This is a genomic window from Nocardia sp. NBC_01377, assembly GCF_045040005.1.
GTDB classification, from domain to species: Bacteria; Actinomycetota; Actinomycetes; order Mycobacteriales; family Mycobacteriaceae; genus Nocardia; species Nocardia noduli.
Window position 1 is genome coordinate 5502700 of sequence record NZ_CP109566.1, and the last position, 26505, is coordinate 5529204.

General features: G+C 66.9%; 21 protein-coding genes. 8 read left to right on the forward strand and 13 right to left on the reverse strand.

The features are described from left to right. Positions 1–15: 15 nt before the first annotated feature. Positions 16–912 carry an STAS domain-containing protein gene (locus tag OG225_RS25290; protein WP_109528113.1) on the reverse strand — a complete coding sequence of 299 codons (897 nt, stop codon included), beginning with the start codon at positions 910–912 and terminating at the stop codon, positions 16–18. Positions 913–1116: 204 nt separating this feature from the next. Here OG225_RS25290 and OG225_RS25295 point away from each other — a divergent pair, with 204 nt between their 5' ends. After that, the gene (locus tag OG225_RS25295) at positions 1117–1794 is read left to right on the forward strand and encodes an ANTAR domain-containing protein (protein WP_405183365.1); all 678 of its coding nucleotides are present in this window, start codon (positions 1117–1119) and stop codon (positions 1792–1794) included. Positions 1795–1842: 48 nt separating this feature from the next. On the opposite strand, the gene gatA is transcribed toward OG225_RS25295, so the two are convergent. Further along, the gene (gatA, locus tag OG225_RS25300) at positions 1843–3333 is read right to left on the reverse strand and encodes an Asp-tRNA(Asn)/Glu-tRNA(Gln) amidotransferase subunit GatA (protein ID WP_405177555.1); all 1491 of its coding nucleotides are present in this window, start codon (positions 3331–3333) and stop codon (positions 1843–1845) included. Between the two features lie 11 nt (positions 3334–3344). Next, positions 3345–3644, reverse strand: a complete 300-nt coding sequence (gatC, locus tag OG225_RS25305; RefSeq protein ID WP_109528547.1) for an Asp-tRNA(Asn)/Glu-tRNA(Gln) amidotransferase subunit GatC — start codon at positions 3642–3644, stop codon at positions 3345–3347. Between the two features lie 277 nt (positions 3645–3921). On the opposite strand from gatC, the gene OG225_RS25310 reads away from it, so the two are divergent. Next, positions 3922–4572 (forward strand): amino acid-binding protein, encoded by a 651-nt coding sequence (locus tag OG225_RS25310; protein ID WP_216914843.1) that lies wholly within the window; start codon positions 3922–3924, stop codon positions 4570–4572. 14 nt (positions 4573–4586) lie between these two features. Here OG225_RS25310 and OG225_RS25315 read toward each other — a convergent pair whose 3' ends face one another. From OG225_RS25315 to OG225_RS25325, 3 genes are all read right to left on the reverse strand, one after another. Continuing rightward, positions 4587–5099, reverse strand: coding sequence for a GNAT family N-acetyltransferase (locus tag OG225_RS25315; RefSeq protein WP_405177556.1), 513 nt, complete (start codon positions 5097–5099; stop codon positions 4587–4589). A gap of 76 nt (positions 5100–5175) precedes the next feature. Then, complete coding sequence (locus tag OG225_RS25320) at positions 5176–5496, reverse strand: hypothetical protein (protein WP_405177557.1); 321 nt, start codon at positions 5494–5496, stop codon at positions 5176–5178. Between the two features lie 32 nt (positions 5497–5528). After that, entirely contained in the window at positions 5529–6755 is a 1227-nt protein-coding gene (locus tag OG225_RS25325) for an ATP/GTP-binding protein (RefSeq protein WP_405177558.1), read from the reverse strand. A 260-nt stretch (positions 6756–7015) separates the two neighbouring features. Here OG225_RS25325 and OG225_RS25330 point away from each other — a divergent pair, with 260 nt between their 5' ends. Further along, complete coding sequence (locus OG225_RS25330) at positions 7016–7369, forward strand: hypothetical protein (RefSeq protein WP_405177559.1); 354 nt, start codon at positions 7016–7018, stop codon at positions 7367–7369. 437 nt (positions 7370–7806) lie between these two features. Here OG225_RS25330 and OG225_RS25335 read toward each other — a convergent pair whose 3' ends face one another. The 6 genes from OG225_RS25335 to OG225_RS25360 form a co-directional block, all read right to left on the reverse strand. Beyond that, complete coding sequence (locus OG225_RS25335; RefSeq protein ID WP_405177560.1) at positions 7807–8847, reverse strand: S-adenosylmethionine:tRNA ribosyltransferase-isomerase; 1041 nt, start codon at positions 8845–8847, stop codon at positions 7807–7809. Continuing rightward, positions 8844–9545: an SDR family NAD(P)-dependent oxidoreductase gene (locus OG225_RS25340; protein WP_405177561.1), complete on the reverse strand. Its 702-nt coding sequence runs from the start codon at positions 9543–9545 to the stop codon at positions 8844–8846. The genes OG225_RS25335 and OG225_RS25340 overlap by 4 nt, the downstream gene beginning before the upstream one ends. A gap of 400 nt (positions 9546–9945) precedes the next feature. Next, positions 9946–12042 (reverse strand): NAD-dependent DNA ligase LigA, encoded by a 2097-nt coding sequence (gene ligA, locus OG225_RS25345; RefSeq protein WP_405177562.1) that lies wholly within the window; start codon positions 12040–12042, stop codon positions 9946–9948. 109 nt (positions 12043–12151) lie between these two features. Then, positions 12152–13219 carry a methionine synthase gene (locus tag OG225_RS25350; RefSeq protein ID WP_405177563.1) on the reverse strand — a complete coding sequence of 356 codons (1068 nt, stop codon included), beginning with the start codon at positions 13217–13219 and terminating at the stop codon, positions 12152–12154. Between the two features lie 204 nt (positions 13220–13423). Beyond that, on the reverse strand, positions 13424–14545 hold the full coding sequence (mnmA, locus tag OG225_RS25355; protein ID WP_405177564.1) for a tRNA 2-thiouridine(34) synthase MnmA: 1122 nt from the start codon (positions 14543–14545) through the stop codon (positions 13424–13426). After that, entirely contained in the window at positions 14545–15774 is a 1230-nt protein-coding gene (locus OG225_RS25360) for a cysteine desulfurase family protein (RefSeq protein WP_405177565.1), read from the reverse strand. The genes mnmA and OG225_RS25360 overlap by 1 nt, the downstream gene beginning before the upstream one ends. A 1693-nt stretch (positions 15775–17467) precedes the next feature. Here OG225_RS25360 and OG225_RS25365 point away from each other — a divergent pair. From OG225_RS25365 to OG225_RS25375, 3 genes are all read left to right on the forward strand, one after another. Beyond that, a complete protein-coding gene (locus OG225_RS25365; protein ID WP_405177566.1) occupies positions 17468–18838 on the forward strand; it encodes an ice-binding family protein in 1371 nt (456 codons plus the stop codon). A 239-nt stretch (positions 18839–19077) separates the two neighbouring features. Beyond that, a complete protein-coding gene (locus tag OG225_RS25370; protein ID WP_405177567.1) occupies positions 19078–20166 on the forward strand; it encodes an N-acetylmuramoyl-L-alanine amidase in 1089 nt (362 codons plus the stop codon). A gap of 1233 nt (positions 20167–21399) precedes the next feature. After that, positions 21400–22284 carry a hypothetical protein gene (locus OG225_RS25375; RefSeq protein ID WP_405177568.1) on the forward strand — a complete coding sequence of 295 codons (885 nt, stop codon included), beginning with the start codon at positions 21400–21402 and terminating at the stop codon, positions 22282–22284. A gap of 184 nt (positions 22285–22468) precedes the next feature. Here the strand turns inward: OG225_RS25375 and OG225_RS25380 are convergent, their stop codons facing one another. Next, entirely contained in the window at positions 22469–23245 is a 777-nt protein-coding gene (locus tag OG225_RS25380; RefSeq protein WP_405177569.1) for a hypothetical protein, read from the reverse strand. A 1441-nt stretch (positions 23246–24686) separates the two neighbouring features. Here OG225_RS25380 and OG225_RS25385 point away from each other — a divergent pair. Further along, positions 24687–25604, forward strand: coding sequence for a papain-like cysteine protease family protein (locus OG225_RS25385; protein ID WP_405177570.1), 918 nt, complete (start codon positions 24687–24689; stop codon positions 25602–25604). A 12-nt stretch (positions 25605–25616) separates the two neighbouring features. Next, entirely contained in the window at positions 25617–26183 is a 567-nt protein-coding gene (locus OG225_RS25390; protein WP_405177571.1) for a hypothetical protein, read from the forward strand. The last annotated feature ends 322 nt before the right edge of the window (positions 26184–26505 follow it).

Below are 26505 nucleotides of genomic sequence, written 5' to 3' on the forward strand. Positions count from 1 at the left end.
ACGGGAGGTGTTCGATCACGCACGCAGACGTGGCTCGGTGGCGGTCTGGGAACGGAACAGATCCGAGGTCCTGCTGACTTCGTAGCCGAGGTGGCGTTCGGCCTCCTCGATTCCGCCCTGCAGGTCACCGACCGCGTTCATCTTCGATAGGTCCAGCCCGATGGTCACCAGGGTGAGCGCGATCTCCGAGGACAGCCCCGTGATGATCACACTCGCGCCCATCAGACCGGAGGCCTCGACCGTCTGCACGAGATGGTTGGCGACGGTGGAATCGATCGTCGGCACGCCGGTGATGTCGATCACCACGACCTTGGCGCGGTTGGCGCGGATCGCGCCGAGCAACTGTTCGGTCAGCTGACGGGCGCGCTGACCGTCGAGCACGCCGATGATCGGCAGGATCAGCAACTGCTCGCGCACCTGGAGCACCGGGGTGGACAGTTCCCGGATGGCTTCCTGCTGCTGACGGATGATGCGTTCGCGTTCCTCGACGAAACTCACGCCGACGGTGTTGGCGATCCGGTTGGCGGCGGGCTCGTAGGCGTCGAGCACGTTGTTGAGCAGTTCGAAATCGGACTGGTACTTCTCGAACAGCGAGCGGGCGAGCACATCGCGGAGCAGCAGGACGATGCCGACGACCTCGTCGGTCTCCACACCGCGCGGAACGATGCGCTCGGACAGGTCGCGCGCGTAGTCACGAAGGGCCTCCACGCTGCCGGTCTCCAGGACCGCGACGTAGTTGTCGTAGACCGAGGTGGCCTCGGAGAACATCTCCTCCGGCGACATGGCCGTCAGCAATTCGGCCTCGGTGATTCGACGCGCCCACTCCTCGCGCAACACCGTACGGTTCTGTCGCAGGTGTTCCACCAGCTCGGACAACAAGCCCGCGCCGGCCACCTCCGAAACCGTCTCCATGGTTCCGCCTACCAACACCTGGATTACCCGGCCTTTCCGGATCAGCGATACCCCTCGGAGCGCAGCTCCCATGAAGGGCTGACGTAGCGTAGCCGTCGCCACGAGCGCGTGCACGACGAACCCCGCGTGTGTCGAACTCGCGTTCGTACGCGGACCGGTGAGCAGCCGTTTCCACCCCACGGGCATACTCGATTGGTGACCGATATGACGGAATCCGCCGAAGGTATCACCGAGGACGTCGACCGCGTGCTCGGCGGCGGCCTGCGACTGACCGCGGGCCGGTTCGGATTCCGCTTCGCCGACCAACGGTGGGACTGGTCCGACGAGGTGGCCGCCATGCACGGCTACGCCCTCGGCGAGGCCCTGCCGACGACCGAACTTCTGCTCTCGCACAAACATCCCGAGGATCGCGACCATGTGGCCGCGGTGATCGCCGACGCGGTGGCGAACGGGCAGGCGTTCTGTAGCCGCCATCGCATCGTCGATATCGCGGGCACTGCGCACGAGGTGATCGTGCTGGCCGATCAACTGCTCGAGGACGGCGTGGTCGTCGGGACCGCCGGGTACTACATCGACCTCACCGACGCCCGCGACGAGGAACAGCGGCGGGCCGTCGAGCAGCAGGACGCCGGGCCGCCGGAAGCCCGTGCGGCGATCGAACAGGCCAAAGGCATCCTGCGCTACGTCTACCGGATCACCGATGACCAGGCGTTCGACGTCCTGCGCTGGCGTTCACAGGAGACCAACACCAAACTCCGCGACCTGGCCGCGCAATTGCTGATCGACCTGGACACGTTGCCCGGCCCGGCCGCGCACGTCCAGACCCGATTCGATCACCTGCTGCTCACGGTGCACGAAAGAATCGGCGCGCGAGGCGAATAGCGCGGTCCCCTCCGCGCCGTGGCCGGAGCGAAGGGGACCCGCGCTTCGTCAGGCGATGGGTCCGCGCGCCGCTTCGTAGGCGGCGCCGACCCGGTAGAGGCGATCGTCGGCCAGGGCGGGCGCCATGATCTGGAATCCGACCGGGAGACCGTCGTCGGCGCTGAGTCCCGAAGGCACCGACATGGCGGGGTGACCGGCCAGGTTGGTGGGCAGGGTGCACAGGTCCGAGAGGTACATGGCCAGCGGATCGTCGACCTTCTCGCCCAGTTTCCACGGGGTGAACGGACTCGTCGGCGAGACGAGCACGTCGACCTGTTCGTAGGCCCTGTCGAAATCGCGGGTGATCAGCGTGCGCACCTTGAGCGCCTGACCGTAGTACTCGTCGTAATAGCCCGCCGACAGCGCGTAGGTGCCGATCATGATGCGGCGCTTGACTTCCGGGCCGAATCCGGCGGCGCGGGTGGCCGCCATCACCTGTTCGGCGCTGTGCTTGCCGTCGTCGTCGACGCGCAGGCCGTAGCGCATGGCGTCGAAACGAGCCAGGTTCGACGACACCTCGCTCGGCATGACCAGGTAGTACGCCGAGAGGGCGTATTCGAAATTCGGGCAGGAGACCTCGATGACCTCCGCGCCCAGTTCCTTCAGCACCGCGACCGCCGCGTCGAAGGAGCCGATCACACCCGATTGGTAACTGTCGGAATGCAATTCCTTGACGACGCCGACCTTCACGCCGCGCAGGTCACCCGCCGCACCCGCGCGCGCGGCCGCGACCACCGGCGGCACCGGCACATCACGGGAGGTGGAGTCGCGCGGGTCGTACCCCGCGATCACCTCGTGCAGCAGCGCGGTGTCGAGCACGGTGCGTCCGCAGGGGCCGCCCTGGTCCAGCGAGGACGCGCAGGCCACGAGGCCGTAGCGCGAGACCGTGCCGTAGGTCGGTTTGGTGCCCACCGTCGCGGTCACCGCGGCGGGTTGGCGGATGGAACCGCCGGTGTCGGTGCCGATCGCCAGCGGCGCCTGATTCGACGCCAGGGCGGCCGCCGAACCGCCGCCGGAACCGCCGGGGATACGCGTCGTGTCCCACGGGTTCTTGGTCGGGCCGTAGGCCGAGTTCTCGGTGGAGGAGCCCATGGCGAACTCGTCCATATTGGTCTTGCCGAGAATCGGGATACCCGCGGCGCGCAACCTGGTGGTCAGGGTCGCGTCGTAGGGCGAGACCCAGCCCTCCAGAATCTTGGAGGCGCAGGTGGTCGGCGCGTCGGTGGTGGTGAAGACGTCCTTGAGCGCCAACGGAACTCCGGCCAGCGGCGAGGCCGGGGACTTGCCCTCGGCCAGCGCGGCGTCGACTTCGGCCGCCGCGGTCAGCGCCTGCTCGCCCGAGACGTGCAGGAAGGCGTGGATGGCGCCGTCCGCCTCGGCGATGCGGTCCAGGTACGCCTGGGTGACCTCGACCGAGGTGATCTCGCGCGCGTGGATCCGCGCGGCGAGTTCGGCCGCCGTCGAGGTGATCACGCCGCTGCCGCCCGGTGCCGCGCTCATTCGCCCTCTGCTCATTCGCCCTCTCCAAGAATCTGCGGAACCATGAAGCGCTGCTCCTCCTGCGCCGGAGCGCCCGAGAGCGCCTGTTCCGGGGTCAGGCATGGAACCACCTCGTCGCGGCGGGTGATGTTGGTGGCCGGATTCGGCGAGGACGTGGGCGGGACATCCGCGGCGGCGACCTCGGAGATGGTCCGGACGTGACTCAGAATCGAATCCAGCTGACCGGCGAACTGATCCAGTTCGGTATCGGACAGCGCGAGCCGGGACAGCCGGGCGAGGTGTGCGACCTCGTCGCGGGAGATGGCGGGCACCGCGGGACCCCTTTCGGCATCGTCGAGCATGGAAAATCGGCCTGGAGAATTCGGCCATCGAACAGCCTAGCGGGCGCTGCGCGACCCCCTGCGTTCGCGCCCGCCGTGTGGCGACACACCCTTTCAACTAGAGTGACACGCCGACGGCGCGCGATTTTTCTGCGTGGCGTACCTCACTGGCCGTACTTCGGGTCGATAACCGAAGCCCGGGGGTGTAAAGATTGCCAGACCGGGTATCCAGCGACCACGCTCGGCCGGCAAGAGGAAAGGAACGCGCGTGTCATATCTGCTCCGCGTGCAACTTCCGGATCGCCCGGGAAGCCTCGGCGCACTCGCACTCGCACTCGGTTCCGTCGGCGCGGATATCCTCTCGCTGGACGTCGTCGAGCGCGGTGCGGGTTTCGCCGTCGACGATCTCGTCGTCGAGGTGCCACCCAACGCCCTCCCGGACACCCTGATCACCGCCGCCGAATCCATCGGCGACGTCCACGTGGATTCCATCCGCCCGTACTCCGGTGTGCTCGACACCCATCGCGAACTCGAATTGATCGACCAGGTGGCCAGCGCCCGCGACGATCGGATGCAGGTGCTGGTCGACGGCGTTCCCCGGGTGCTCCGGGTCGGCTGGAGCACGATCATCGATATGGGCCCGCAGGGCGCGTACCGGGTGGTCGGCAGTCAGAGCGCGCCGGAGACCCAGGCGGGTTCGGCGCCGTGGATGCCGCTGGACAAGCCCGCGGTGCTCGATCCCGAATCCGAATGGGTTCCGCAGATCTGGCGCGATATGGACACCAAACTCGCCGCGGCGCCGCTCGGCACCAGCGGGAAGGTGCTGATGCTCGGCAGGCCGGGCGGACCGGATTTCCGGCCCTCGGAGGTCGCACGGCTCGGCTATCTCGCCGGAATAGTGGCCACGGTACTGGGCTGAACGCCTCGAATCCCTTACGCGGCGGGCAGTTCCAGCCGCAGCACGGTGAGATCCTCGCCGGTGTCGGTCGTCCAGTCCCGCTCGGGGACCGGGACGAAACCGTAGCGGTCGTAGATGCGCCTGGCTTCGGCCATGGCGGGCATCGTGGTGAGGACGACCGCGTGGAACCCCTCGGCCGCCGCCGTCTCGATGACGGTGCGCACCAACGCGGTTCCCGCCCCGAGCCCGCGTGCCGCCTTCGAGACGGCGAGCATGCGGAACTCGAGTTCACCCGCACGCGCGATCTCCGCGTAGTCGGTGCCGGGACGAGCCACGGTCAGCGATCCGACGACGCGCCCCGCGTGCACCGCGACGAGGATCTGCGCCGCCGCGCCCCGATGACGGGCATCGGCCAGTTGCGCCGCGTACGGGGTGTCCGCGCGGACGTAACCCTCGCCCACGTAGACCTCGACCGTCAGTGCTCCGACCGCGTCGTATTCGGCGACGCTCGCCGTCCGGACAGCGACGTCGGCGTCGTTCTCACCCATAACCGCATCCTGCCATCACGTGCCGGACCGTCCCGTACCCGGCGGAGGCCCGCACCCGAGAGAACAGTCGGGTTGCCTACCGCGCGATCTGCCAGCGGTCCGGCTTACCCGCCGGGTAGACCACCGGAATCTCCTCGCCGATAGCGGGCCAGCTGTTCACGTCCCAGACGAACCGCCCGTAGACGACCTGGTCCGGCACCGACGGACCGGCGAGGTTGCCCGTGATCGTCACGAACTGCTCGCCCTCGGCGTCCGGGCGCGGACTCACCCCGGTGACGTGCACCGAACCACGCTCCGGCGTCGCCGGGTACTTCGGCTCACCCCTGCCGCGCCGATACAGCACGATCATCGCCACCAGCAGCGTGGCCATGATCACCAACATCGCGATCTCCACCATGCCGACCACTCTATGGGTCCGGCGCGCCGCCGCTACAGCGCGACGAGTTCGCTGACACCCCGCTCGGTGCGCCGCACCTGCCAGACGGCGCTGCGGGTGCCCTGCGATCGGCCGTTACCGCGATCGATCAGCGCGCGATCGTCGGTGGTGAAAATCAATTGGGCGCCGAAGGAATTGGTCTCCGGACTCTGGAACAGCCGGATCAGGCGGTCGGTCTGCTCGGCGGGCAGGCGCGCGCCGATATCGTCCACGGCGAGGACGAGACCTTCGTCGAGCGCGTCCAGCATCGGCGGCAGCAGCCGCAGCAGCGAGACGGTGGCGGCGGATTCGTCGGTGATCTCGAAAGGCGCGTCGACGCCCGCGTGCACCAGGTGCAGCCCGACACCTCGCCGGGCCACCATGCGCGCGTAGAGGGCCTCGCGGGCGGCACGCAGATTGCCGAGTTCGCGTTGGAGCATGACCGCCGTGACACCGTTGGTCTGCAACAGCGCGTCGGCGTGACCGGGCGAGGTCGCGCACAGTTCGACCTGTTTGGCGGTCTCCGCGATATCACCGTCCAATTCGCGCAGGTAATCGGCATAGAGCGGGTCGTCGTCGGCGATCAGCACGTCGCTGATGCCGAGTCCGGCGGCGTGCAGCAGCGGCAACAGCCGCGCGGCGTTCTCGGGTGCGCGCGACAGGTGCGAGCCGAGCCGATGGGCCACCCCGGCGGTATCGCGCGCGCCGTGCTCGACCTGGAGTACCGCGGCGAACCACCGGTAGGCGGGTACCAGCGCCTCGGCGTACATCTGCCCGGCCAGACCGAGCAGCAGCGCGTTCGGACGCACCAGCGGGACCAGCGCGGCGATTCCGTAGCGCGCGGCCTCGAACATGGGCCCGATCTTGATCTGCTCGCCCGCGCGCTCGAAGACGATCCTTTTACGCGAACGCGGTTGGGTGTGCAGCCATTCCGCGGTCACCCCGGCGTTGTCCAACTGGAAGCCGTAGGTGTACGGCACACCCTCGGCCACGAATCCGGCGACGAATTCCGTCGGCCGATCCGGGAATCCGAGGTGCGGCGCGCGCACCGGTCCAGCGTAGGGATCCCATCCGGTCACCGAATGCAGTACCGCGTCACGCATCTGGGCGAGCGCGTCGATCACACTCGTCTTCCCCGCCGCGGCCCCGCCGTGGATCGCGGTCACCGGCACCGCGACGGGCCCGCTCCCCCGGTACAACCGCAGTTCCTGCCGTTCGGCCAGCGATCGGTGGTTGGTCACCTGAAAACTCCGCAGCATGACGCCATACTTCCGGTCGGGTGATCCGGTTCCGACATCACCCCGGTCACCCGGGAGCGTCGTCACGGCGGAACTCCGACGTCGGACCTCGGTCACCCCGCTCGGCGCGACTCTCCGAACGCGGCGTCCGACCCGCGGGCGCGGTGAGCACGCGCACGGACAAGTGCCGGTAGGAGCGCTAGCATGCAGGACGCGGCGTGTGCGTCGCGTGATCTGACGGTTCGAGCGGATGAGGGTTAGCGATGGAAATTTCGGTTCGTCGTCTGGTGGTCCGAGGCTCCATCGCGACCGCGCTGGGTATCGGGTCGATGGTCGTACTCGGCCCGAACGCCGTCGCGGACGCCCCCTGCCCCGACGGCACCGTCCGCGTCTTCCTCAGCAATTCCACCAACACCTGCCAGGGCTCGGGCGCCGCGACCTACTCCGCTCCGTGGGCCACCAAGATCTGCACGACCAGCGGCACCGTCGCCGTCATCGACACCACGGGTAAGCGCCGCGTCAACCGCCAGCACATCGAACTGGATCCGGGCGGCCACTGCGCCCGCCTCGACCTCGACGGTCAGCAGAGCGCGACGGTCGTCGTCGGACCCGCCTGATTCGAAACGCTTTCGGCCGAAGTCGGCAATCGGGTCGATCTCGACTCGGTCGATGGACGCGACCAGGGTGATGGCCACTGGCAGGCCGGAGAAGCAGTGGAAAGCTCGGCTGTTACAAGCGAACTCGCCCTGCTGGTTTGCTCATCGGTGTCCGGATCTCCCTGTCAGCAGCATCGCCCGACCCCCTCAGCGAGCAGCCGTGGCCATGCCTGCGATGTGAACCGTCTACTCGACTGGTGACTACCCGGATGCCTGCACAGTGCCGCTGAGCCGTGTGCGGCGACATGGCCGAGCCCGATCAGACCGCGCGCATCAGCACCGCGCCGGCGATTACGCCGGATCGGACCCACACTGTCGACCGAAATCGGCGACCAGGAGAAGTAACCCGGAACCCGGACAGTGCCGCTGAGCCTGCACGACGACATCGCCGGGCCGGATCAGACCGGGCGCATCAGCAGTGCGCTGTCACCGAATTCGTGCCACAGGTAGCCGGTCTCCAGCGCGGCGGCGTAGGACTCGCCGACGATCTCCGGACCGGCGACCGCGACCAGGAGGTCCAGGTGCGACGCGCCGGGGGCGTGCCAGCCGGTGATCAGGCCGTCGACCACGCGGGCCGGGCGGTCGACGCCCAGCACCAGATCGGTCCAGCCGGACCGGGCGTGCGTGGATCCTTGCCGGTCGGTCGCCGATTCGAGAGCCCGGGTGACGGTGGTGCCGACCGCGACGACGCGACCACCCGCCGCCTTCGTCGCGTCGACCTGACGTGCGGTGGCGGCCGGGACGACGAATCGTTCCGGGCTCGGCGGCTCGCCGGTCTCCGGGGAGGAGACACCCGTGTGCAGCGTCACGGGCGCGACCGCGATTCCGGAGGTGAGCAGATCGAGCACCAACCGGTCGGTGAACGGCCTTGCGGCACTCGGCATTTCCGCACTGCCGGGCAGGCGACCGAAAACCGTCGTGTAGTAATCGGCCGACCAGCGTTGCGGCACATACGAATAGGTGATCGGGCGGCCGTGCGAGGCCATCGACACCCGCGGGTCGACAGTGGTCCGAGCCACCCACAGCCTGCGCGCGGGTGGCAACCACGGTCGCGCAAGCACGACCGACGACCCGTCCGCCAGTAGCAGTTCGGTCCCGGCGTCGAGGCCGTCGTCGGGGAAGGGCGCGCGTTCGGCGGAACGGATTTCGACGACCCATCGGCCGTCGTCGAGCCAGGTCGAGAAATGCACCGTCAACGGCAGCTCACCAAGCCTGGCGTCGACCGCCGCCGTCATGACGGCGGAGTTGTTGACCACCACGAGATCACCCGCGCGCAGGTGCCCGGGCAATTCCCGGAACCGCGCGTGCACGATGCCGTCCTGCGCCACCAGCAGGCGCACCTCGTCGCGCGCCAGACCGCGCGCTTCGGGCGGCGTGGTCGCGTGACGTTGCGGCGGCAGCGAGAAGGACCGGTCGAGGACCGCAACCCCGGTGCTCATCGCACCGAGTCCAGGTCGGCGAAATCGCTTGCGGCGTAGCGAGCGTTCGGTGGACGCCGCGCGATGAGCCGCAGCAGTGCGGGGACGACCGTCTCGGGTTCGGGGCGATCGGAGATGTCCTCGTCGGGGAACGCCGCCTGGTGCATGGCGGTGCGCATATCGCCGGGATCGAAGGCGTAGATCGCGATCTCCGAATGTTCGGCGCCGAGCACGGCGGTGAGTTGGTCGAGCGCGGCCTTCGACGAGCCGTACCCGCCCCACGTCGGATACGGCTCGCGTCCCGCGTCCGAGCTGATGTTCACCACCACCCCGGCATCGCCCAGCAGCGGCAGAGCGAATTGCAGAACTGCCAGCGGGGCAACGACATTGGTGCGGTACAGCCGCTCCAGCTCGTCGAGCGGATAGTTCATCAGCGGGGGCAGCGGGCTGGGGCCCAGGCTGCTCGCGTTGTTGACGAGCAGATCGAGCGGCCCGGCCGCGCGCACCGTCGCGGCGAGGTCGGCGCGGTGCCGCGGGTCGGTGATATCACCGGGAACGGCCAGGAACGCCGGGCCCAGTTCCCTGCGCGCCGATTCCAGCCGGTCGGCGTGGCGCGCGGTGCCGATCACCCGTCCGCCGCGCGCGACCAGCGCGCGAGCGAGGGCGAGACCGAATCCGGTGGAGGCGCCGGTGATCAACGCGGTGTTTTCGTACGTCATTGCGATCTCCTGAGGGTCGCCAGGGGGTGCGGCCGGACACCCTCGTCGATCGGATCGAGCGGCGGGTGCGGCCACCTACCGCTCCGATCGTGTTACCTGAAGCGAGGTTCAGGTCAAGCGACGTTCGCCACCGGCGATATTCGCGGCCGTGGATTCACGGCACGGCGTCGCCGTTCGCTCGGCGGGATTCTCAGCCAGGCCGCCAGACTGTCGGGCGTTGGCCTCCCGCTGCCATCAGGAACCGGCGTCGGTGGACGAACGGTCGATCGCGGACGCGTCCTGCCCACGAGCGGTGTGTGGACTTCCGAGTAGTTCCCGGTCATGGCTCGCCCCCTTCGGTCGGCCGGTACGCCGAGACCTGGTCCGCGTCTCGGATGTCCGGGCGACGCCCCCCATCGGCCTATTCGTCAGGCGACTCGGGCAGCACAGCGGCCGGTCCAGCTTCGAGGAGCAGCCGGAATCCGTCCTCGTCGAGAATCGGCACGCCGAGTTCTTCCGCTTTGGCCCCCTTGGTGCCCGGCGAATCCCCGATCACGACGAAAGCGGTCTTCTTCGAAACCGACCCGGACGCTTTTCCGCCGCGGACCAGGATCGCCTCCTTGGCCCCGTCGCGGGTGAAACCCGTCAGCGAACCGGTGACCACGATCGACAGACCTTCGAGGTTGCGTTCGATCGATTCGTCGCGCTCGTCGCGCATCCGCACCCCGGCGGCGCGCCATTTGTCCACGATGGCGCGATGCCAGTCCACGGTGAACCATTCCGCCGCGGCGGCGGCGATGGTCGGGCCGACGCCGTCGGCGCCGCCCAGTTCCTCGGCGGTGGCCGACTCGATCCGGTCCATACTGCCGAATTCGGCGGCGAGCGCGCGGGCCGCGGTCGGGCCGACGTGGCGGATGGACAACGCGACGAGCACCCGCCACAGCGGGCGTTCCTTCACGGTGCGCAGATTGTCCAGCAGGCGTTTGCCGTTCGCCGACAGCGCGCCGTCCTTGTTGGAATACAGCGAGGTGGTGAGCAGCCGCGCCTCGTCGAGATCGAACAGATCGCCCTCGTCGGTGATCGCGCCCGATTCGAGCAGATCTTCGGCGCCCTCGTATCCGAGCGCCTCGATATCGAACGCGCCCCGTCCCGCCATGTGATAGACGCGTTCGCGCAATTGCGCGCGACAGAACCGCTGATTGGGGCAGCGGATATCGGCGTCGCCCTCCTTCTCCGGGGCGAGTTCGGTGTCGCAGACCGGGCAGCGCTTCGGCATCTCGAATTCGTATTCGTCGCCGGTGCGCGCGTCCACCACCGGGCCGAGCACTTCGGGAATGACGTCACCCGCCTTGCGGATGGTGACGGTGTCGCCGATCAGCACACCCTTGCGCTTGACCTCCGAGGCGTTGTGCAGGGTCGCCATGGCGACCGTCGAACCGGCGATCGACACCGGCTCCATCACCGCGAAGGGGGTGACGCGACCGGTGCGGCCCACGTTGACCTCGATATTCAGCAGTTTCGTCGTCGCCTCTTCCGGCGGGTACTTGTAGGCGATGGCCCAGCGCGGCGCGCGGGAGGTCGAGCCGAGGCGGCGCTGCAACGAGATCTCGTCGATCTTGACGACCTGGCCGTCGATCTCGTGCTCGATGTCGTGGCGGTGTTCGCCCCAGTAGGCCACCCGCTCGATCACCGCGTCGATCCCCCGCACGCGGCGGGTGTGCTCGGACACGGGCAGGCCCCAGGCGGCCAATGCCCGGTAGGCCTCGTGCTGCGAGGTGGGCGCGTACCCCTCGATCCGACCGAAACCGTGACAGATCATCCGCAGATGACGTCGCGCGGTGATCGCCGGATCCTTCTGCCGCAGCGATCCCGCGGCGGTATTGCGCGGATTCGCGTACGGCGGTTTACCTTCCGCGACGATCTGCGCGTTGAGCGTCTCGAAATCCTCGAGCCGGAAGTAGACCTCGCCGCGCACCTCGAGCAGGGTGGGCACCGGGAATTCCTCGGTCGGCGTGAGCTCGCCGGGGATGTCGTCGATGGTGCGCGCGTTCAGGGTGACGTCCTCGCCGGTGCGGCCGTCACCCCGGGTCGCGCCGCGCACCAGTCTGCCGTTCTCGTAGACCAGGTTCAACGCGACACCGTCGATCTTCACCTCGCACAGATAGTGCGGATGCGCTCCGGTCTCGGCCTCCACCCGGCTCGCCCAGGTGCGTAGCTCGTCGACGTCGAACACATTGTCCAGCGACAGCATGCGCTCGAGGTGGTCGACCGCGGTGAAATCGGTCGCGAATCCGCCGCCGACCAATTGCGTCGGCGAATCCGGGGTGAGCAGATCCGGGTGCCGCTCCTCCAGATCCTGGAGCTGCCGCAGCAATTCGTCGAACTCCCCGTCGGTGATGATCGGCGAGTCGCGCACGTAGTAGCGGAACTGATGTTCGCGCACCTCGTCCGCGAGTTCCTGCCACCGCACCCGCTGCTCTGCCGTCGCCGGAACCGCCGCGTTCTCGCTGTCACTCACACCGTGGATTCTATCGGAGCCCACCGACACATCCGGGAACATACTCGCACGTCAACGCCATATTCCCACTCGGGGCGATACTCACGCGGCGGCGGCGGTCCGCCCGGAATCAGGCGTCGAAATCCAGCGATTCGGGTTCTTCGCCGAAGGCCCGCGCGACCTCAGCCGCCAGACCGATCGCCGTGCGCGCCCACGGCAGCGGCGCCGAACCCAGGCCGCACGCGGGACTCACGATGACCGAGTTCGCGAGTGCCGAACGGTGGAAACCGAGACGGTCGATCAGTCGCACACCCGGTTCGGCGATCTCACGCCAGGTGACCGGGGCCGACGGCGCGGTGGTCGGGACCAGACCGAGGGCGACGAACTTCCCCGCGTCGACGATCTCGCCGATCGCGTCGAGATTCTTCGTCCCGATGGTCGCGAGGTCGAAACCGACCGCGGCGGCCGCGCTACGGCGCAGGAAATCCAGCGGCGGCGGTTCGGCGCAACTGTGCACGAGCACGGGCGCGGATTGGGCGGTGATGACCGCGTCGAGGACGGCGAGCGCTTCGGGATCGGGCATCGCGCGCACCGTGTCCAGGACACTCACCCCGCGCAACGAACCGTTCAACACATCATCGATCGACGGCTCGTCCAACTGCACGACCACCTCGGCGCCCAGCCGTTTGCGGATTTCGGCCACGTGCCGGTCGAGACCTTCGGCCAGCGACTCCGAGACATCGCGGACCGCGCCGCGATCGGTCAGAATCCGATGTCCACCCGGCAGTTCCACCTGCGCCGCGAGCGTCAGCGGCCCGCAGACCTGGACCTTCACCACCCGACCCGTGCCGGTGGAACCGGATACCTCCCAGGCTTCCTCCAGTGCGTCCAGATCGGCGCGCAGCAGATCCCGTGCCCGGCGCGACAACGACCCCGGGCGTGGTGAGAGCCGGTAACCCCTGGTGGTGGTGTCGAAGCGCAGGTCGATCAGCAGCGCGGACATGCGTCCGACCATGTCGGCTCCGGGTCCGCGCGCGGGAAGTTCCACCAGATGGGTCAGGTCGGGAAGTTCACCGAGGATCGTGGTCGCGGCCTCGCGCGGATCGACACCGGGCCACGAGCCGACGCCCGTCGCAGTGCCGCCGCGCAGCAACGCCGTCGATTCGACTGCCGCTTCGCCGGTCCGGATTTCGCTCACCACGTGATACCCCTGTCGGTTCGTCGCCGATACCCGGCCGGGCGACCATATCCGGTCAGTTCCGTCCTGATCGCCCCGCCCGGCTCGTATCTCACGAGGGCGACGTGGCCGACCGAATCGGCGGGACCGCCGCCCGACACCGCGAGCCCCGTCCGGTGGGTTCGCGGAGTCGATGACGCCATCGACCCCGGGGCATCGCGAACGCTATTCGCCGACACCCGCGCCGACATCGGCACCGACCGCGCTGTCGGCGCCCGCCGTATCGCTGATGGTTCCGCTGCCGATGACCTCGTCGCCCGCCTCGTCCGGCCGGTACAGCACCACGGCCTGACCGCGCGCGACACCGGTCAACGGCTCGCTCAACCGCACGACGAGCCCGTCACCGACGGCTTCGGCCACCGCGGGCGCGATACCACCGTGCGCGCGCACCTGCGCGACGCATTCGATCGGACCACTCGGGGCCACACCGCTGGTCCAGATCGCCCGCTGCGCGCTGACGGTCCACACGTGCAGATCCTCCGCCGAACCGACCCGCACCGTGCCCGATTCCGGGTCGATCGCGGTGACATAGCGCGGCTTGCCGTCGGCGGCGGGTCCCGGCAGACCGAGCCCCTTGCGCTGGCCGACGGTGAAACCGTGCACACCCTCGTGCTCGCCGAGCACCCGGCCGTCGGCGTCGACGACCGCGCCCGGCCTGATGCCGATCTTCGCGCCGAGGAACGCGCGCGTGTCACCGGAGGGGATGAAACAGATGTCGTGACTGTCGGGCTTGTTCGCCACCGCGAGCCCGCGTTCGGCGGCCTCCGCGCGGATCTGCGGCTTCGGGGTGTCGCCCACCGGGAACATCGCGCGCGAGAGCTGCCCGGCGTTCAGCACCGCCAGCACGTAGGACTGGTCCTTGTCGGCGTCGACGGCGCGGCGCAGCACACCGTCCTCGAGCCTGGCGTAGTGCCCGGTCACGACCGCGTCGAATCCGAGCGCGACGGCCCGATCCGACAGCGCGGAGAATTTGATCTTCTCGTTGCACCGCAGGCAGGGGTTGGGCGTCTCACCGGCGGCGTAGGAGGCGACGAAATCGTCGATCACGTCCTCCTTGAACCGGTCGGCGAAATCCCAGACGTAGAAGGGAATTCCGAGGACGTCGGCGGCGCGCCTGGCGTCGCCCGCGTCCTCCTTGGAGCAGCAACCGCGCGAACCGGTGCGCAACGTGCCCGGAGACGCCGACAGCGCGAGATGGACGCCGACCACCTCATGTCCGGCATCGACGGCGCGCGCCGCCGCCACGGCGGAATCCACACCACCGCTCATCGCCGCGAGTACTCGCATCACACACCACCTTTCGCTCCGGCAAGGCCCGCGGCCCTGGCCCGCTCCACCACGTTCGGGAGGACAGTCAGCAGGGCATCGACGTCGGCACGGGTCGACGTGTGCCCGAGAGAGAAGCGCAGCGAACCCCGCGCCTGCCACGGCTCGACACCCATGGCGATGAGGACATGACTCGGCGAGGCCACCCCCGCGTTGCAGGCCGAGCCGGTCGAACATTCGATACCCGCCGCGTCGAGCAACATCAGCAGCGAATCGCCCTCGCATCCGGCGAAGGTGAAATGCGCGTTGCCCGGCAGCCGCCGCGCGCCGACGGGTCCGTTGAGTATCGCGTCGGGAATCGCCTCGATGACGCGCGCGATCAACTCATCGCGCAGCGCGCTCGATTCACCACCGAATACCGGCAATTCGACAACGGTCTGATGCAACGCCGCCGCGAGCCCGACCGCACCCGCCGTATCGGAGGTACCCGAACGCAGATCACGCTCGTGCCCGCCGCCGTGCAGCAACGGCACGCACGGCACCTGCCTGCCCAGCAGCAACACCCCGACTCCGTGCGGGCCACCGAGTTTGTGCGCGGCGAAACTGGCCGCGGACAACCCGCTCGCGCCGAAATCGATCGGCAGCTGCGCCGCGGCCTGGATCGCGTCACTGTGCATCGGCACATCGAATTCCCGTGCGACCGCGACCAACTCCGCGATCGGCTGAATCGTGCCGACCTCGTTGTTGGCCCACATGACGCTGACCAGCGCCACCTCGTCGGGATGGTCGGCCAGCACGGCCCGCAAGGTGCGCGGCGACACCATACCGTCGGCGTCCACCGGCAGCCAGCTCACCTGCGCGCCCTCGTGCTTTTCCAGCCACTCGACCGCGTCGATCACCGCGTGATGTTCCACCGAACTCGCGATGATCCGCACCCGGCGCGGATCGGCGTCGCGCCGCGCCCAGAAAATCCCCTTGATCGCCAGATTGTCGCTCTCGGTCCCACCGGAGGTGAAAATGACCTCCGAGGGCCGCGCGCCCAGATCCGCCGCGATCGACTCACGCGCCTCTTCCAACGACCGCCGCGCCGCCCGCCCCGACCCGTGCAGCGACGACGCGTTACCCGGCCGTGCGAAGACAGCCGTCATCGCCTCGACGGCGGCAGGCAACATCGGTGTGGTGGCCGCATGATCGAGGTAGACCGTCTTGGGCGCACCACCGGTGACCTGACCCGAAAAAGCCGACTTCATGACCTTAAAACCCTATCCCACCACGACCTGCGCATCCTCGGGGTATCCCCCTGCTGTCTACGATCTGTCTACGATTTACCCACCATATGCAAGCCATGCGGGTGCGTTGCTATTCCCCCACCCCTTGTGCCAGCACATCTCCTGGTGTCACCGCCATCGCCGTTTCGCCGTTGAGGTATGTATGAACGTCCGACGCCGGATCCACCGCGATGGCGCCGAGCCATCAACTTACTCACCAGCCGACGCGACCGACTGTTCCGTACGGGTGGGGTCTGCGTCGCCGGGAAGCGGCCCTGCTCGAGACGCACGACTGGCGGCGACAGGCCAAGTTGCCTGAGTTCGGTGACTATGCGGCGCTGGCGCTGGCGCTGGCGGTGCGGTGGGGCAAGTCGACTGCGGGCCGGCCGCCCCGGCGGCGCACGGTCGTCTCCGTGTGGCCCTGTGCGGTGCGTACGGTCGAGTTCTACTTGGCCAGCGTGCGTCCGTAGCCCGGCACCATCCCGGCGAGTGGCCAATTGCAGGGGCGCGATGAAGTCCGTCCCGGGTCGGAACCCGGCGATCGGTCGCCCGCGGGGCTGGAGGGGTTGCAGCCGCGCTATGAGCGGCGGCTGCCGCAACTGATGGTGATACGCAGGAACTGGACCATCGCCACGAAGCTGATCCTCACGTTGTGCGACGTCCCGGGCTGCCGCTTCGAGGACCTGGTCGTGCGTGTCGACCCCGTCGAGAAGGACGCTACGCGCCGCAGCAGGGACCTCGGCCCGTGCTCCCGGACAGGCCGCTGCTGTCGGCGGACTTCTTCGACGCCGAACGCTGAGCCCGTGGGCGAGTGTGCATGGCGAGAGGGCGAGGCGTCTGCGCCGAATATCACCGAGACCGGTTTCTGGCCAGACGAGGGCTGTGCCATTCCTGCTACCACCGCACCCGACCCGCAACGCCCCGCGCGGGGCCGGATGTGCGCGCGATGTCACCCGTGCGACATCGGATCCTGAATCGTGCTGCGTGTGCGGAAGGATGGCGCATGCCGTCGCGCATACCGCCGAGGGCGCGTGGTGTCAGCGTTGCCATCGTCACCATCTGGCCAAGCCGTGCACATGAATCCCACCGGGTTCGGTGCGCACCGAACCCGGTGGGATTCACGTCGGGGCGGGCGGCATGCGGTTCATCCTGGACTATGGGGCATGTCCGGATCTCCTGATCGACAGTGCCGAAATCGCGGGTCTGTACGGCGCCATACCGCCTTCCCGCAGGACGAATCCCCCGAGAGACGATCCGACAATGTAGATGAGGCTGAAGCGGCACGTTCGGCTCCCGAATTCGACACCGAACACAGTGCGTGAACGCCACTGTCGCATCATCGTTCGCCCGTATGCGGGCCCTTCGGTCCGAGCGGGCAGATCCGCGAATGACCTTACTCCGCGCTTTTCGTGCCGATGCAACGTCACGAATGTATGTAGGTCAGCCGCAACGTGATCATGAATTGTCGTCGCTGCCGACAGATTCTCGAAGCCCGCCGGTGGGATAACAAGATCTACAAATTATGACAACCGAACTCGAAGCTGTGAAAACGGACTAAACCGGACACGTATTTCGTTGCCAAAGAGCCACTCCAAGAGGCGTACTGGAAGCAGCAGCAAAATCGACGGCCGAAGGCCCTGCTGCAACACCAAACCTTTCGATTGGAATTAGTAAAATGGCACCTACGCTCACCTCGCTGAACCCTGCTTTCGGGCCGCCGGCGGGCTTCAATTCTGTAGTCATCACCGGCTCCGGGTTCGCCAACGTCGGCCCCATCAGTGTCCTGTTCGGCACGACGGCAACGACATTCACCATCGATTCCAACACCCAACTCACGGCCATCGTCCCGCCCGGAACCGGCACGGTGAACGTCACCGTGCAGGTATTGCTGGATGGCACGAGCAATCCACTGCCCTACACCTACGGGGCGCTCGTTCCGGCCTTGACCAGCCTCAATCCGGCTTCGGGGTCGGCGGCTGGCGGAACCACCGTCGTGCTGACCGGCACGAACTTGACCGGCGTCACCTCGGTGAGTTTCGGCGGCACATCGGCAACCTCGTTCACGGTCAACTCCGCGACACAGATCACGGCCGTGACCCCAGCCCACGTGGCCGGGGCGGTACAGGTCACGGTCACCGCTCCCGGTGGGACCAGCAACGGTGTCACCTTCACCTACATCGCGGTGCCCACCCTCGCCAGCGCCGTTCCCAACTCGGGCCCCCCGGTCGGCGGAACAGTGGTGGTACTCACCGGAACCGGTCTCACCGGAACCACCGCAGTGAGCTTCGGTGCAACCCCGGCGCCCCTGTTCACCGTCAACTCCGACACCCAGATCACCGTCCTCACCCCCGCCCACACGGCAGGGGCGGTACAGGTCACCGCCACCACCCCCGGCGGAACCAGCAACGGTGTCACCTTCACCTACATTTCGGGTCTGTTGCCCGTCAACGTGGGCACAGCATCGACGTTCGCGGTGTTGGGCGCGGCGACGGTCACCAACGGAGGGGCCACGGCCATCACCGGCGACCTGGGCGTCAGCCCCGGAACCGCGGTGACCGGCTTCCCGCCGGGAACTGTCACCAGTGGAACGATCCACGCCGGGGACGCGACTGCGGCGCAGGCGCACACTGATCTCCAGACGGCCTACCTGGACGCGGTGGGGCGGATCCCCACCGGTTTCGTGCTCACCGATCTCGGGGGACAGACCCTGACCTCCGGGGTGTACAAGGCGGTCGCCGGGATCGGTCTCACCGGCACCGTCACCCTCGATGGACAGGGCGATCCGAGCGCGGTGTTCATCTTCCAGGCCGGAACAACCCTGATCACCGGGGCCAACAGCGCCGTGAACCTCGTCAACGGCGCCACCGCGGCCAACGTGTTCTGGCAGGTGGGTAGCTCGGCCACGCTGGGCGCCGACACCGACCTCGCCGGCACCGTCCTGGCATTCACCTCGGTCACCGTGTCGGCCGGCACCACGGCGGACGGGAGGATCCTGGCCCTCAACGGCGCGGTCACTCTCGACACCAACACCATCACGCGGCCCTGAGCCCATTATCCACTGAAAGTATTTCGATCCTGGCCGCGTTACGGCGCGGCCAGGATCGTCCGATGTGGGTAGCCGACGATCTGATACTCGTTCGGTGCGGGAATTCTTCCCGAGGTGTCATCGGCGAAATACAGAGTTTTCGACGCAGCTGAATTCGGTATGGACACGTACATCACGTTCCGACGCAATCTCGAGACCCATTACCGGAGCTGCGCGAAAGATCTAGGAGAAATATAGAAATGAGCAAGCCCATCTACACCGAGCTCGATCGGCTCGGCAATTCACGCTCGCAGCGGTGGGGAGCGCGCATCACCAATTTCCTGATACACACCCAGGAAGGCAACGGCACCGCTGAATCGCTGGCCGCCTATCTCGGCAACGGCGCCAACGGCGTGTCCTACCATTACACGCTCGGGGATCGAGTCGTCTGCGATGTGGTCGACACCGACTTCGCGTCGTGGTCGGTCCTCGATGCCAACAGCTACACCATCAACCTGTGCTTCGCGGGCAGCCGCGCGAGCTGGCCCCGGTCCCAGTGGCTCGCGATCGAGGACGATATCCGGATCGCCGCCTGGTTGGCGGTGGCCGATGGGCGGAAGTACGGGTTCGACACGGAGGTGATCGCGCCACCGTACGCACGCGGCGACGGCATCTCCGATCACAGGTATGTGACCGAATGCCTCGGCATCGGAACCCACACCGACGTCGGCTACAACTTCCCCTGGCGCGAATTCGAGTTCCATGTCAGGGAATTCGCGAGCGGTGTGCCCGCCGTGGCGCCTGCCCCGCCCGCCATCGACACCGTCGCGGCCGCCAATCCCTGGCTGGGCCCGCGAATCACGACGGGGGAGGTGTCGACCCGCGACGATGTGGGTCGATTCGCGCGATTCGAGTTCGGCTATGTCTACTGGCATCCGTTCACCGGCGCCTACGCGATCCCGATGAGTCTGTTCGCGAAGTTCGCCGAATTGAACTGGGAGAACGGCCCGCTCGGCTACCCGAACACCGTGTCGACGAAACTGCCGGAGGGCCGTGTCCAGGGTTTCCAGGGTGGTGCGCTGTACTGCCGCGACGATGGCGGACCGGTGTGGACACACGGCGCGATCCGCGAGCGCTGGAACCACACCGGTTTCGAGAACGGTCCGTTCGGCTGGCCGGTCCGCGACGAGCAGATACTGCACGGCGGCGAAGTGTTCCAGCAGTTCGACAACGGTCGGATCTTCTGGGGCGGGCGTCGCGACACCATCGCACTGCTGGACGCGCAAGGTCCGGATACCCCCGTCCTGGATCTGGAGCGGGCCGAGGAAGGCGGATCGGGCGACGCGTGAACGCCTCGCCCGGTGCTGACCCGGGATCGGGGTTACTCGGCGCGGAGCCTGACGAAGCCGCGAGAACTGCCGGTCCTCAAGACAAATCGCCGACAATCGGCCTCGCGATGCGACGTGCGATCCTCGAGGACGAGGGTTCCGCCGACTGCTGATGATCGGGTGCCGGTCCCGAGTTCACCGCGAAAACGAACCACGTCCGTGAATCTCCACGACCGGCCGGCGAGCGACGGTCGAGTGCGACTACGCGGACGGGTTCGGGCCGCTCGATCCGCGGCCCCGCGATGGTTGCGGCCGGTTCCCGCGTCGGCTCCGCGAATCGGTTGCCGGCAACCTATCAGCCGTGCTCGGGACGTCCGGTACCTGCTCGGTGCCCCCGGACCCGCGTCGGGAAGTTCGTCGTTGAGCACCTGCCACGGGGTCGGCGGTCACGGTGCACCCCGGACGGTCCGCTATCGTCGGCACAGTCGATGAGACGTTCTCATCGACCCGGGACGCAGAGTCCCAGTCGCATCCGGCGTTCGGTGTGCCGGGACGTAGCCCGATAGCCGGTCCGGCAGTCGCTCGGATTCGGCCTGTCCGGGGTCGAGTCCACCGGGGGTCGCACGTCATGCGAACGGCTCGTCTCGGCCGAGTCCCACTCGTCATCGACATCACGGCGGCCGTCACAGGCCAACCCATGCCGACCGAGGCGGCGTCGACGATGGCCGCTGCGGCGTTGTCCGGCGGAATCGCCCACGTGATGTGGCCGGGTGGACAACTTTGCAGCAACGACGAGAAAACAGACCAAACCGGAACCTGATTTCATTGCCCTGGATGTTGATCCGGTGCATTAATGGAGGTACGGGGACTGCTCCACCAACGAGCACACCTCGCTCGAGGACTACTACATTCATCACGAAAAGGAGGCAGCGCCATGCCTGCCGAACCTTCCCCTGCACCGACCTCGGGTCCGGCCATCAGCGGCACGATCGCCGGAACCGGCTCCGGGAGGCCAATCGTGGCGCAGTTCAATTGCCCCGCAAGGTATTACACAACCAACTCGGCCACCCGAGCGACCGCTATCGCTCTCACCGGAACGGGAACCGACGCCACCTACAGCTACATCTGAGGCCCTACGAGCCCGGCCGTCGGGGACGACCGAGTTCGGTGTCGCTCGTCGGACCGCGAGCGTCGGGGCGTTCATGGAGGTGGATCTGCAGGCGTGAGGGGGTTTCGGTGCCTACCATGCTGAAAATGCTGCTGGCAGAACGACATCTCAAGAGTCATTCGGATTTTCTGCGCGTCTACGACAAGTGTGCCGCGCAGCTGAACCCGCCGATCCCACCGGGATACGGCCCGGCGAAAGCGCAGTACTACCAGTGGCTTTCGGGTCAAATGGTCGGTTTACCCCGCGAATATCATCACCGGGTCCTGCAACGGATGTTCCCCGGCTGGACCACCGAGAGACTGTTTCAGATAGTGGACGCCTCCTCGACGGACGCGCGAACTCTCCAGCCCTCCACACCCATCGACAGCGAGCTGGAAGCATTCCTGGGCGCCGATATGGTCACCCATGGCGTGACACTGGTGTACCCCACGCGGCGCGGCGCGGCGGTCGTCGTCCCGGAGAACGACCTCCGGGGGCTGCTCTGCGTTTCCGCACTCCTGCAACGTCACACCAGTATCCGCGTGACTTTCTGCGGCGACCGAGCGACGGCCGCGCGCAGCGACCGCGCGTACATCGGTTTCGGGCTCCACACCGTGCTCTCACTCCCGTGTGTTGCCGACCCTCGGTTGTTCACAGTGTCGACGACCGATCCGGCGATCGGACCGGTCATCGAATACCTCGAACTGAGCGACGGCAGCCGGTACCACTCCGACGGCGAGCGCCATTTCGGCTTCCTGGCCCGGATCAGGCCGAACCCCGGCCCGAACCCCGACCGGTACTGGTTCCTCTGCGCCGGTCTCGCTCCGCGCGGCGCCGCCGGAGCAGGCTGGTTTCTCGTCAACCATTGGAGTTCTCTCCAGCAGTGCGCCGGCACCAACGAGTTCGTCGCCGTCATCAGCATCCACAGGTACTCCGACCAGACCTACAACCTGGAAAAACTTATCGTCGGCCCACCGGAAGCGGCCTCCTGAGGGGCTGAACAGCAGCGTGCTCGGCTACCGCTGGCGCAACTGTTCGGAAGAACGGTGTACCGATACCGAAGACCCGCGGCGGGCCTGCACCGGAGTTGTTGCGCCGCATTGTCGAACAAGCATCCGGTGCCGACGACAGTCGGGTCGGGTCGGGATCCTGACAAGAACGCACAGGGCACAGCAGTTACGTCCGGGGATTCAACGCATCTATCGCGTCGCGAAGCCGCTCGTCGTCCCGGACGCCTGACCATATGACCACACGCACGTTGTCCTGCCATTCCCCGATACGGGCCAGCACATCGATCGATGCGTCGTTGGCGACAATCAGGGCGGGTACCACCACCGGCTTACGCCGAGCGGCCATCGACGCTACCTCGGCGGTCGATACGCCCCGGTCACGATAGAGCGCGACGACATCGATAGCCCAGAAACCCAACAACTCGCCTGCATGTTGAAGTCCGAAAGAGAAGGCGACGTGGTCATTGCCCTCCTCTCTGTGGCGTGGCCGTGCACCGATTATCCGGGTGAGGGCTTCGGAAAGCTTGGCCTCCCAGACGAGCGCGCGCCCTGACACGCTGTTGAGCAAGTTCGGTGCGACGATGGCCACAGCATCGATGTAGGCACGGGCGGCCTCACCGCTCTGTTCCAATCTGCCCTGTTGAATCAGTTCTCTGCCCAGACGCCTGCGAACGAACTCGATGCTGTGCTCGCCGGAGCCGAAACGCGTCAGCGGGGTTCCTTGCACACCCATCAGGAGTAGCGCCGCCGCCAGGATGAACAGGGCGGCCGTTCCGGCCTGATTGTCCGAAACGAACACACCCACCGTCCCCGCGGCCGCCACGATGACACCGAGAATCGTCGCGAGCACCCGTTCACTGGTACCGAGCAACGGCGAGGGATAGTCACCGACCGGAGACACCGGGTCCGACGAGTCCTCTGGCACGGTTGCCTCTTTCACCATCGACTGCTCACCGTCCGACAACACGCCAAACGATCTGCGCCACATGTCGCATCGATCAGGGCCGGTTCGCGAAGCCGGATGGGTAGGCCCCAAAGTGGTCGGTCGGTCCATCCATTACATTCGCCCACGACCTCACCCAACGGACCGAGCGAGGAAGTCCAGCCTACTCCTGGATACGCTGTGGCGCTGTATGTTTCGGTACCGATTCGCGGTCGATAGTGCGAGCGGGTTCCACACATGAATTACCGAATCGGCAGTACGCATCGTGATTGCCTGCAGTCCGGGAAGCGTTGTACACATGAGAAGTCAGGAAGGTGCAGAGCCGGTAGCGGTTTCGTGGTCGGGGTAGCTCGCCGTAGCGTGCCGCGACGGGCCGGATGGTTCGACTCCCGAGGCCCCTGTCGTCGGTGGTCTCCAGCTGACTCTGCGGGGGATCTCGCACCAACCGGCCCGCGTTCACAGCGTGACCGAAGACAGGCATGACCACAAGCACGGGAAAGGTACTCGAAGTCGGATTGTCCGCGGCGGATCCCCACCCGGACGGGCGCACATCTCGACCTTCTCCGCTCGGGCGTGTGCCGCCCGAGATCGACGGGGACCATCCTGGTCAGGACTCGCAGGCGATGCCGTCGTTGTCGTCCATCTGATCAGCATCCCGTGGCGCGCAGGATGTCGGGGAATCTGCCGGTCGTATCGATCCGATCTTCCATCATGTTGAGCCCTGCGAACTGCTCGGTCTCGTAGCCTCGGACCTCCGACCGAAGCCGTGCGCCGGCGTATAGGGGTTGCAGTCGGTCAGGTGCGGCTCCGTCTTGCACCGATTCCGGTGTTCCATCCCATGGCCTCCACTTTTGATTCGCCCCCGACGGTTCTCGACAGGTTTGAACTATAGGCGCACCATCCCGGTAATCTCTTGATCAACAATGAATGCGACCGGTCCGTATCCGGAATATTTCTTCCGATATGAAGAAGCGGTGCGCATTAATGTCTCTCTTCCGCCCGGAACATCCGTATTCGAGTAGCCGCATACAGATACCGCTAACATCGTTGTTGCACAGTATGATTCGGTGGGCAGAGGGGGACGGTCTCTACCTTTCGACGGTTTGCGAGACGTGAATCATCGCTATTCGCCGTGCAATTCTCGCGTGGTGCGCCTATTTCGCACAGAAAGAAGACAGATGGCTCCAGTTCCCGCGAGTATCCGCCGAACGAACACCTGATCCGGGGCCGAGGTCGTACACACTTCAGGCTCTGAGTGCCGAACCGGCCCCATGCCACCGGCATCGGCCGAAATAGTTTGCAGCGAAGCGGGTTTCGGGTCTGACCTGGAGACCTGCACGGAAGAAGGCTCATCATGTCATTGTCGGTAGCCGACCTCGCAGTTCTGGGGGACACACCGATCACTATCCGGTCGACGGCGTTCTCGAATGTTTATCTGAGGATGGACGCCAGCGGGGTAACCGCCCCGGCCGACCACGGCGGCGGTACGGTCAACGCCCAGTTCGGGGTGGGGCTCTACGAGCGGTTCCGGGTCCGACCCCAAAGCGATGGCTCCTTCGCCTTCGAGTCGGTGGCTTTTCCGAAGGTCTACCTGCGCATGGACGGCCAAGGGGTGAGTGCCCAGACCGAATCCGGGGGCGGCACGGTCAACGCCCAGTACAGCGCTGCCGGCCCCGGCCCATGGGAGAAGTACTACGCCAGGGCACAGACCGACGGCTCGGTCTCTCTCGAGTCGACCGCGTTCCCGAAGGTCTACCTGCGCTTGAACGGCAGCGGGCTGACCGCGCTGGCCAGTAATGGTGGCGGTACGGTCAACGCCCAGTTCGGTGCCGAGGGCGGTATCCACGAGAAGTTCTTTCTCGCCATGGACGACCAGCGGCTGGATTTCCGTATGCAGCACCAGGAGCAAACCATGTGGTGCTGGAACGCGGCCACGGTCAGCACCGCGGCCTTCTACGACCCGGCATCGACCTGGACCCAGGGCAAACTGGCCAACGCGGAGTTGGGCCGCAACGACTGCGCCGTCGGGGCGGGGGTGGTATCGCCGTGTAACCAGGGCCGGTGGCCCGATACCGCGCTCACCCGGATCGGGCGGCTCAACGCGCGCTCGGACAACGCCTTGACCAACGTCCAACTCGGCGCCGAAATGACCAGATCCGCACCGGTCGTGGTGAACATCGCCTGGCAGGGCGGTGGCGGCCACATCGCCGCTCTGCGCGGGCGTTCGGTCATCAACGGTGTCGACTACGTCAGCGTCGCCGATCCCTGGTACGGCGATTCCGATGTCACCTACGACGTCTTCCGCAACCGATACCAGGGCAACGGAACCTGGAACGTCAGCTACAAAACCAAGCCCTGAGGAGAACCGACCATGCCGCTGCATCTGCCCGACCCGCCCTCCGAGGTACCCGACAAGGTCAAGGGAAAACTGCACGCGTTCGCCGACGGCGCGAAATTCTCGACCAAGGCGCTGCGCGGGGCACGCAAGGACCAACTCGACCTGTCTACTCCACACCAGATCTTCACCTTGGGTCTCGATGACATCACCGCCGGCGCGGGCCTGGACGCGGCGCGGCCGGTGGGCTGGCGCTACCTCGTCGTGGACGGCACACAGATCATCGCCAGCGCCGAAACCACGCTGGCCCCCGACGGCACCCAGGAAATGGCGCAGTTCACCGAAGGACCGTTCGTCCTGGCCACCGACAAAGCATTGAAAGTTGTTCGAAAACTGCCCCAACTCGCGGCCGCCGGCTTCGATCTGCGCCTGCTGCGCATCCCCGCCCTCTACGTGATGGCACTGTGGTTGCACTCCCCGATCACCGACATCCTCGCGCCTCTGGAGCCCTCACCGATCGGCAAAGAAGGCAAACCGATCCTCGCCGCGCAGTTCCTCGCCGAGCTCGCTCAACTGGCCCGAGCGACGAGTCCCCCGCCGTAGACACGATCGGGGACTCGGTTCGCCTCGACAGCCGACCATCCTGGAATCAGAACCCGAAATGCCGCGCTGACGGTCGGCGTCACCCAGCGCACCCCACACATGCGGCTGGTCATCGCACAACCTGCGATGACCAGCCGCTTGGGTGGGTTTCGGTCTGAGAGGCGCGCGGCAGGTGTCTCATCAACGTTCACGAGATACCGCCAATGCGGGAGATCCGAGGGGACGAGCCTGCGCCGGGGCGTATCCAGTGGATTCCGAGGTCGGACATTGTCTCACCGATGCCGACCTCGTACGCGGTGATGGTTCGTACCGGAGCCTGGTG

Excerpts from the sequence above, each read along its gene's own strand:
- OG225_RS25290 (WP_109528113.1), bottom strand. The coding sequence starts at position 912 with ATGGAGACGGTTTCGGAGGTGGCCGGCGCGGGCTTGTTGTCCGAGCTG.
- OG225_RS25295 (WP_405183365.1), top strand. The coding sequence starts at position 1,117 with ATGACGGAATCCGCCGAAGGTATCACCGAGGACGTCGACCGCGTGCTC.
- gatA (WP_405177555.1), bottom strand. The coding sequence starts at position 3,333 with ATGAGCGCGGCACCGGGCGGCAGCGGCGTGATCACCTCGACGGCGGCC.
- OG225_RS25315 (WP_405177556.1), bottom strand. The coding sequence starts at position 5,099 with ATGGGTGAGAACGACGCCGACGTCGCTGTCCGGACGGCGAGCGTCGCC.
- OG225_RS25320 (WP_405177557.1), bottom strand. The coding sequence starts at position 5,496 with ATGGTGGAGATCGCGATGTTGGTGATCATGGCCACGCTGCTGGTGGCG.
- OG225_RS25330 (WP_405177559.1), top strand. The coding sequence starts at position 7,016 with ATGGAAATTTCGGTTCGTCGTCTGGTGGTCCGAGGCTCCATCGCGACC.
- OG225_RS25335 (WP_405177560.1), bottom strand. The coding sequence starts at position 8,847 with ATGAGCACCGGGGTTGCGGTCCTCGACCGGTCCTTCTCGCTGCCGCCG.
- OG225_RS25340 (WP_405177561.1), bottom strand. The coding sequence starts at position 9,545 with ATGACGTACGAAAACACCGCGTTGATCACCGGCGCCTCCACCGGATTC.
- mnmA (WP_405177564.1), bottom strand. The coding sequence starts at position 14,545 with ATGCGAGTACTCGCGGCGATGAGCGGTGGTGTGGATTCCGCCGTGGCG.
- OG225_RS25360 (WP_405177565.1), bottom strand. The coding sequence starts at position 15,774 with ATGAAGTCGGCTTTTTCGGGTCAGGTCACCGGTGGTGCGCCCAAGACG.
- OG225_RS25365 (WP_405177566.1), top strand. The coding sequence starts at position 17,468 with ATGGCACCTACGCTCACCTCGCTGAACCCTGCTTTCGGGCCGCCGGCG.
- OG225_RS25370 (WP_405177567.1), top strand. The coding sequence starts at position 19,078 with ATGAGCAAGCCCATCTACACCGAGCTCGATCGGCTCGGCAATTCACGC.
- OG225_RS25375 (WP_405177568.1), top strand. The coding sequence starts at position 21,400 with ATGCTGCTGGCAGAACGACATCTCAAGAGTCATTCGGATTTTCTGCGC.
- OG225_RS25380 (WP_405177569.1), bottom strand. The coding sequence starts at position 23,245 with ATGGTGAAAGAGGCAACCGTGCCAGAGGACTCGTCGGACCCGGTGTCT.
- OG225_RS25385 (WP_405177570.1), top strand. The coding sequence starts at position 24,687 with ATGGACGCCAGCGGGGTAACCGCCCCGGCCGACCACGGCGGCGGTACG.
- OG225_RS25390 (WP_405177571.1), top strand. The coding sequence starts at position 25,617 with ATGCCGCTGCATCTGCCCGACCCGCCCTCCGAGGTACCCGACAAGGTC.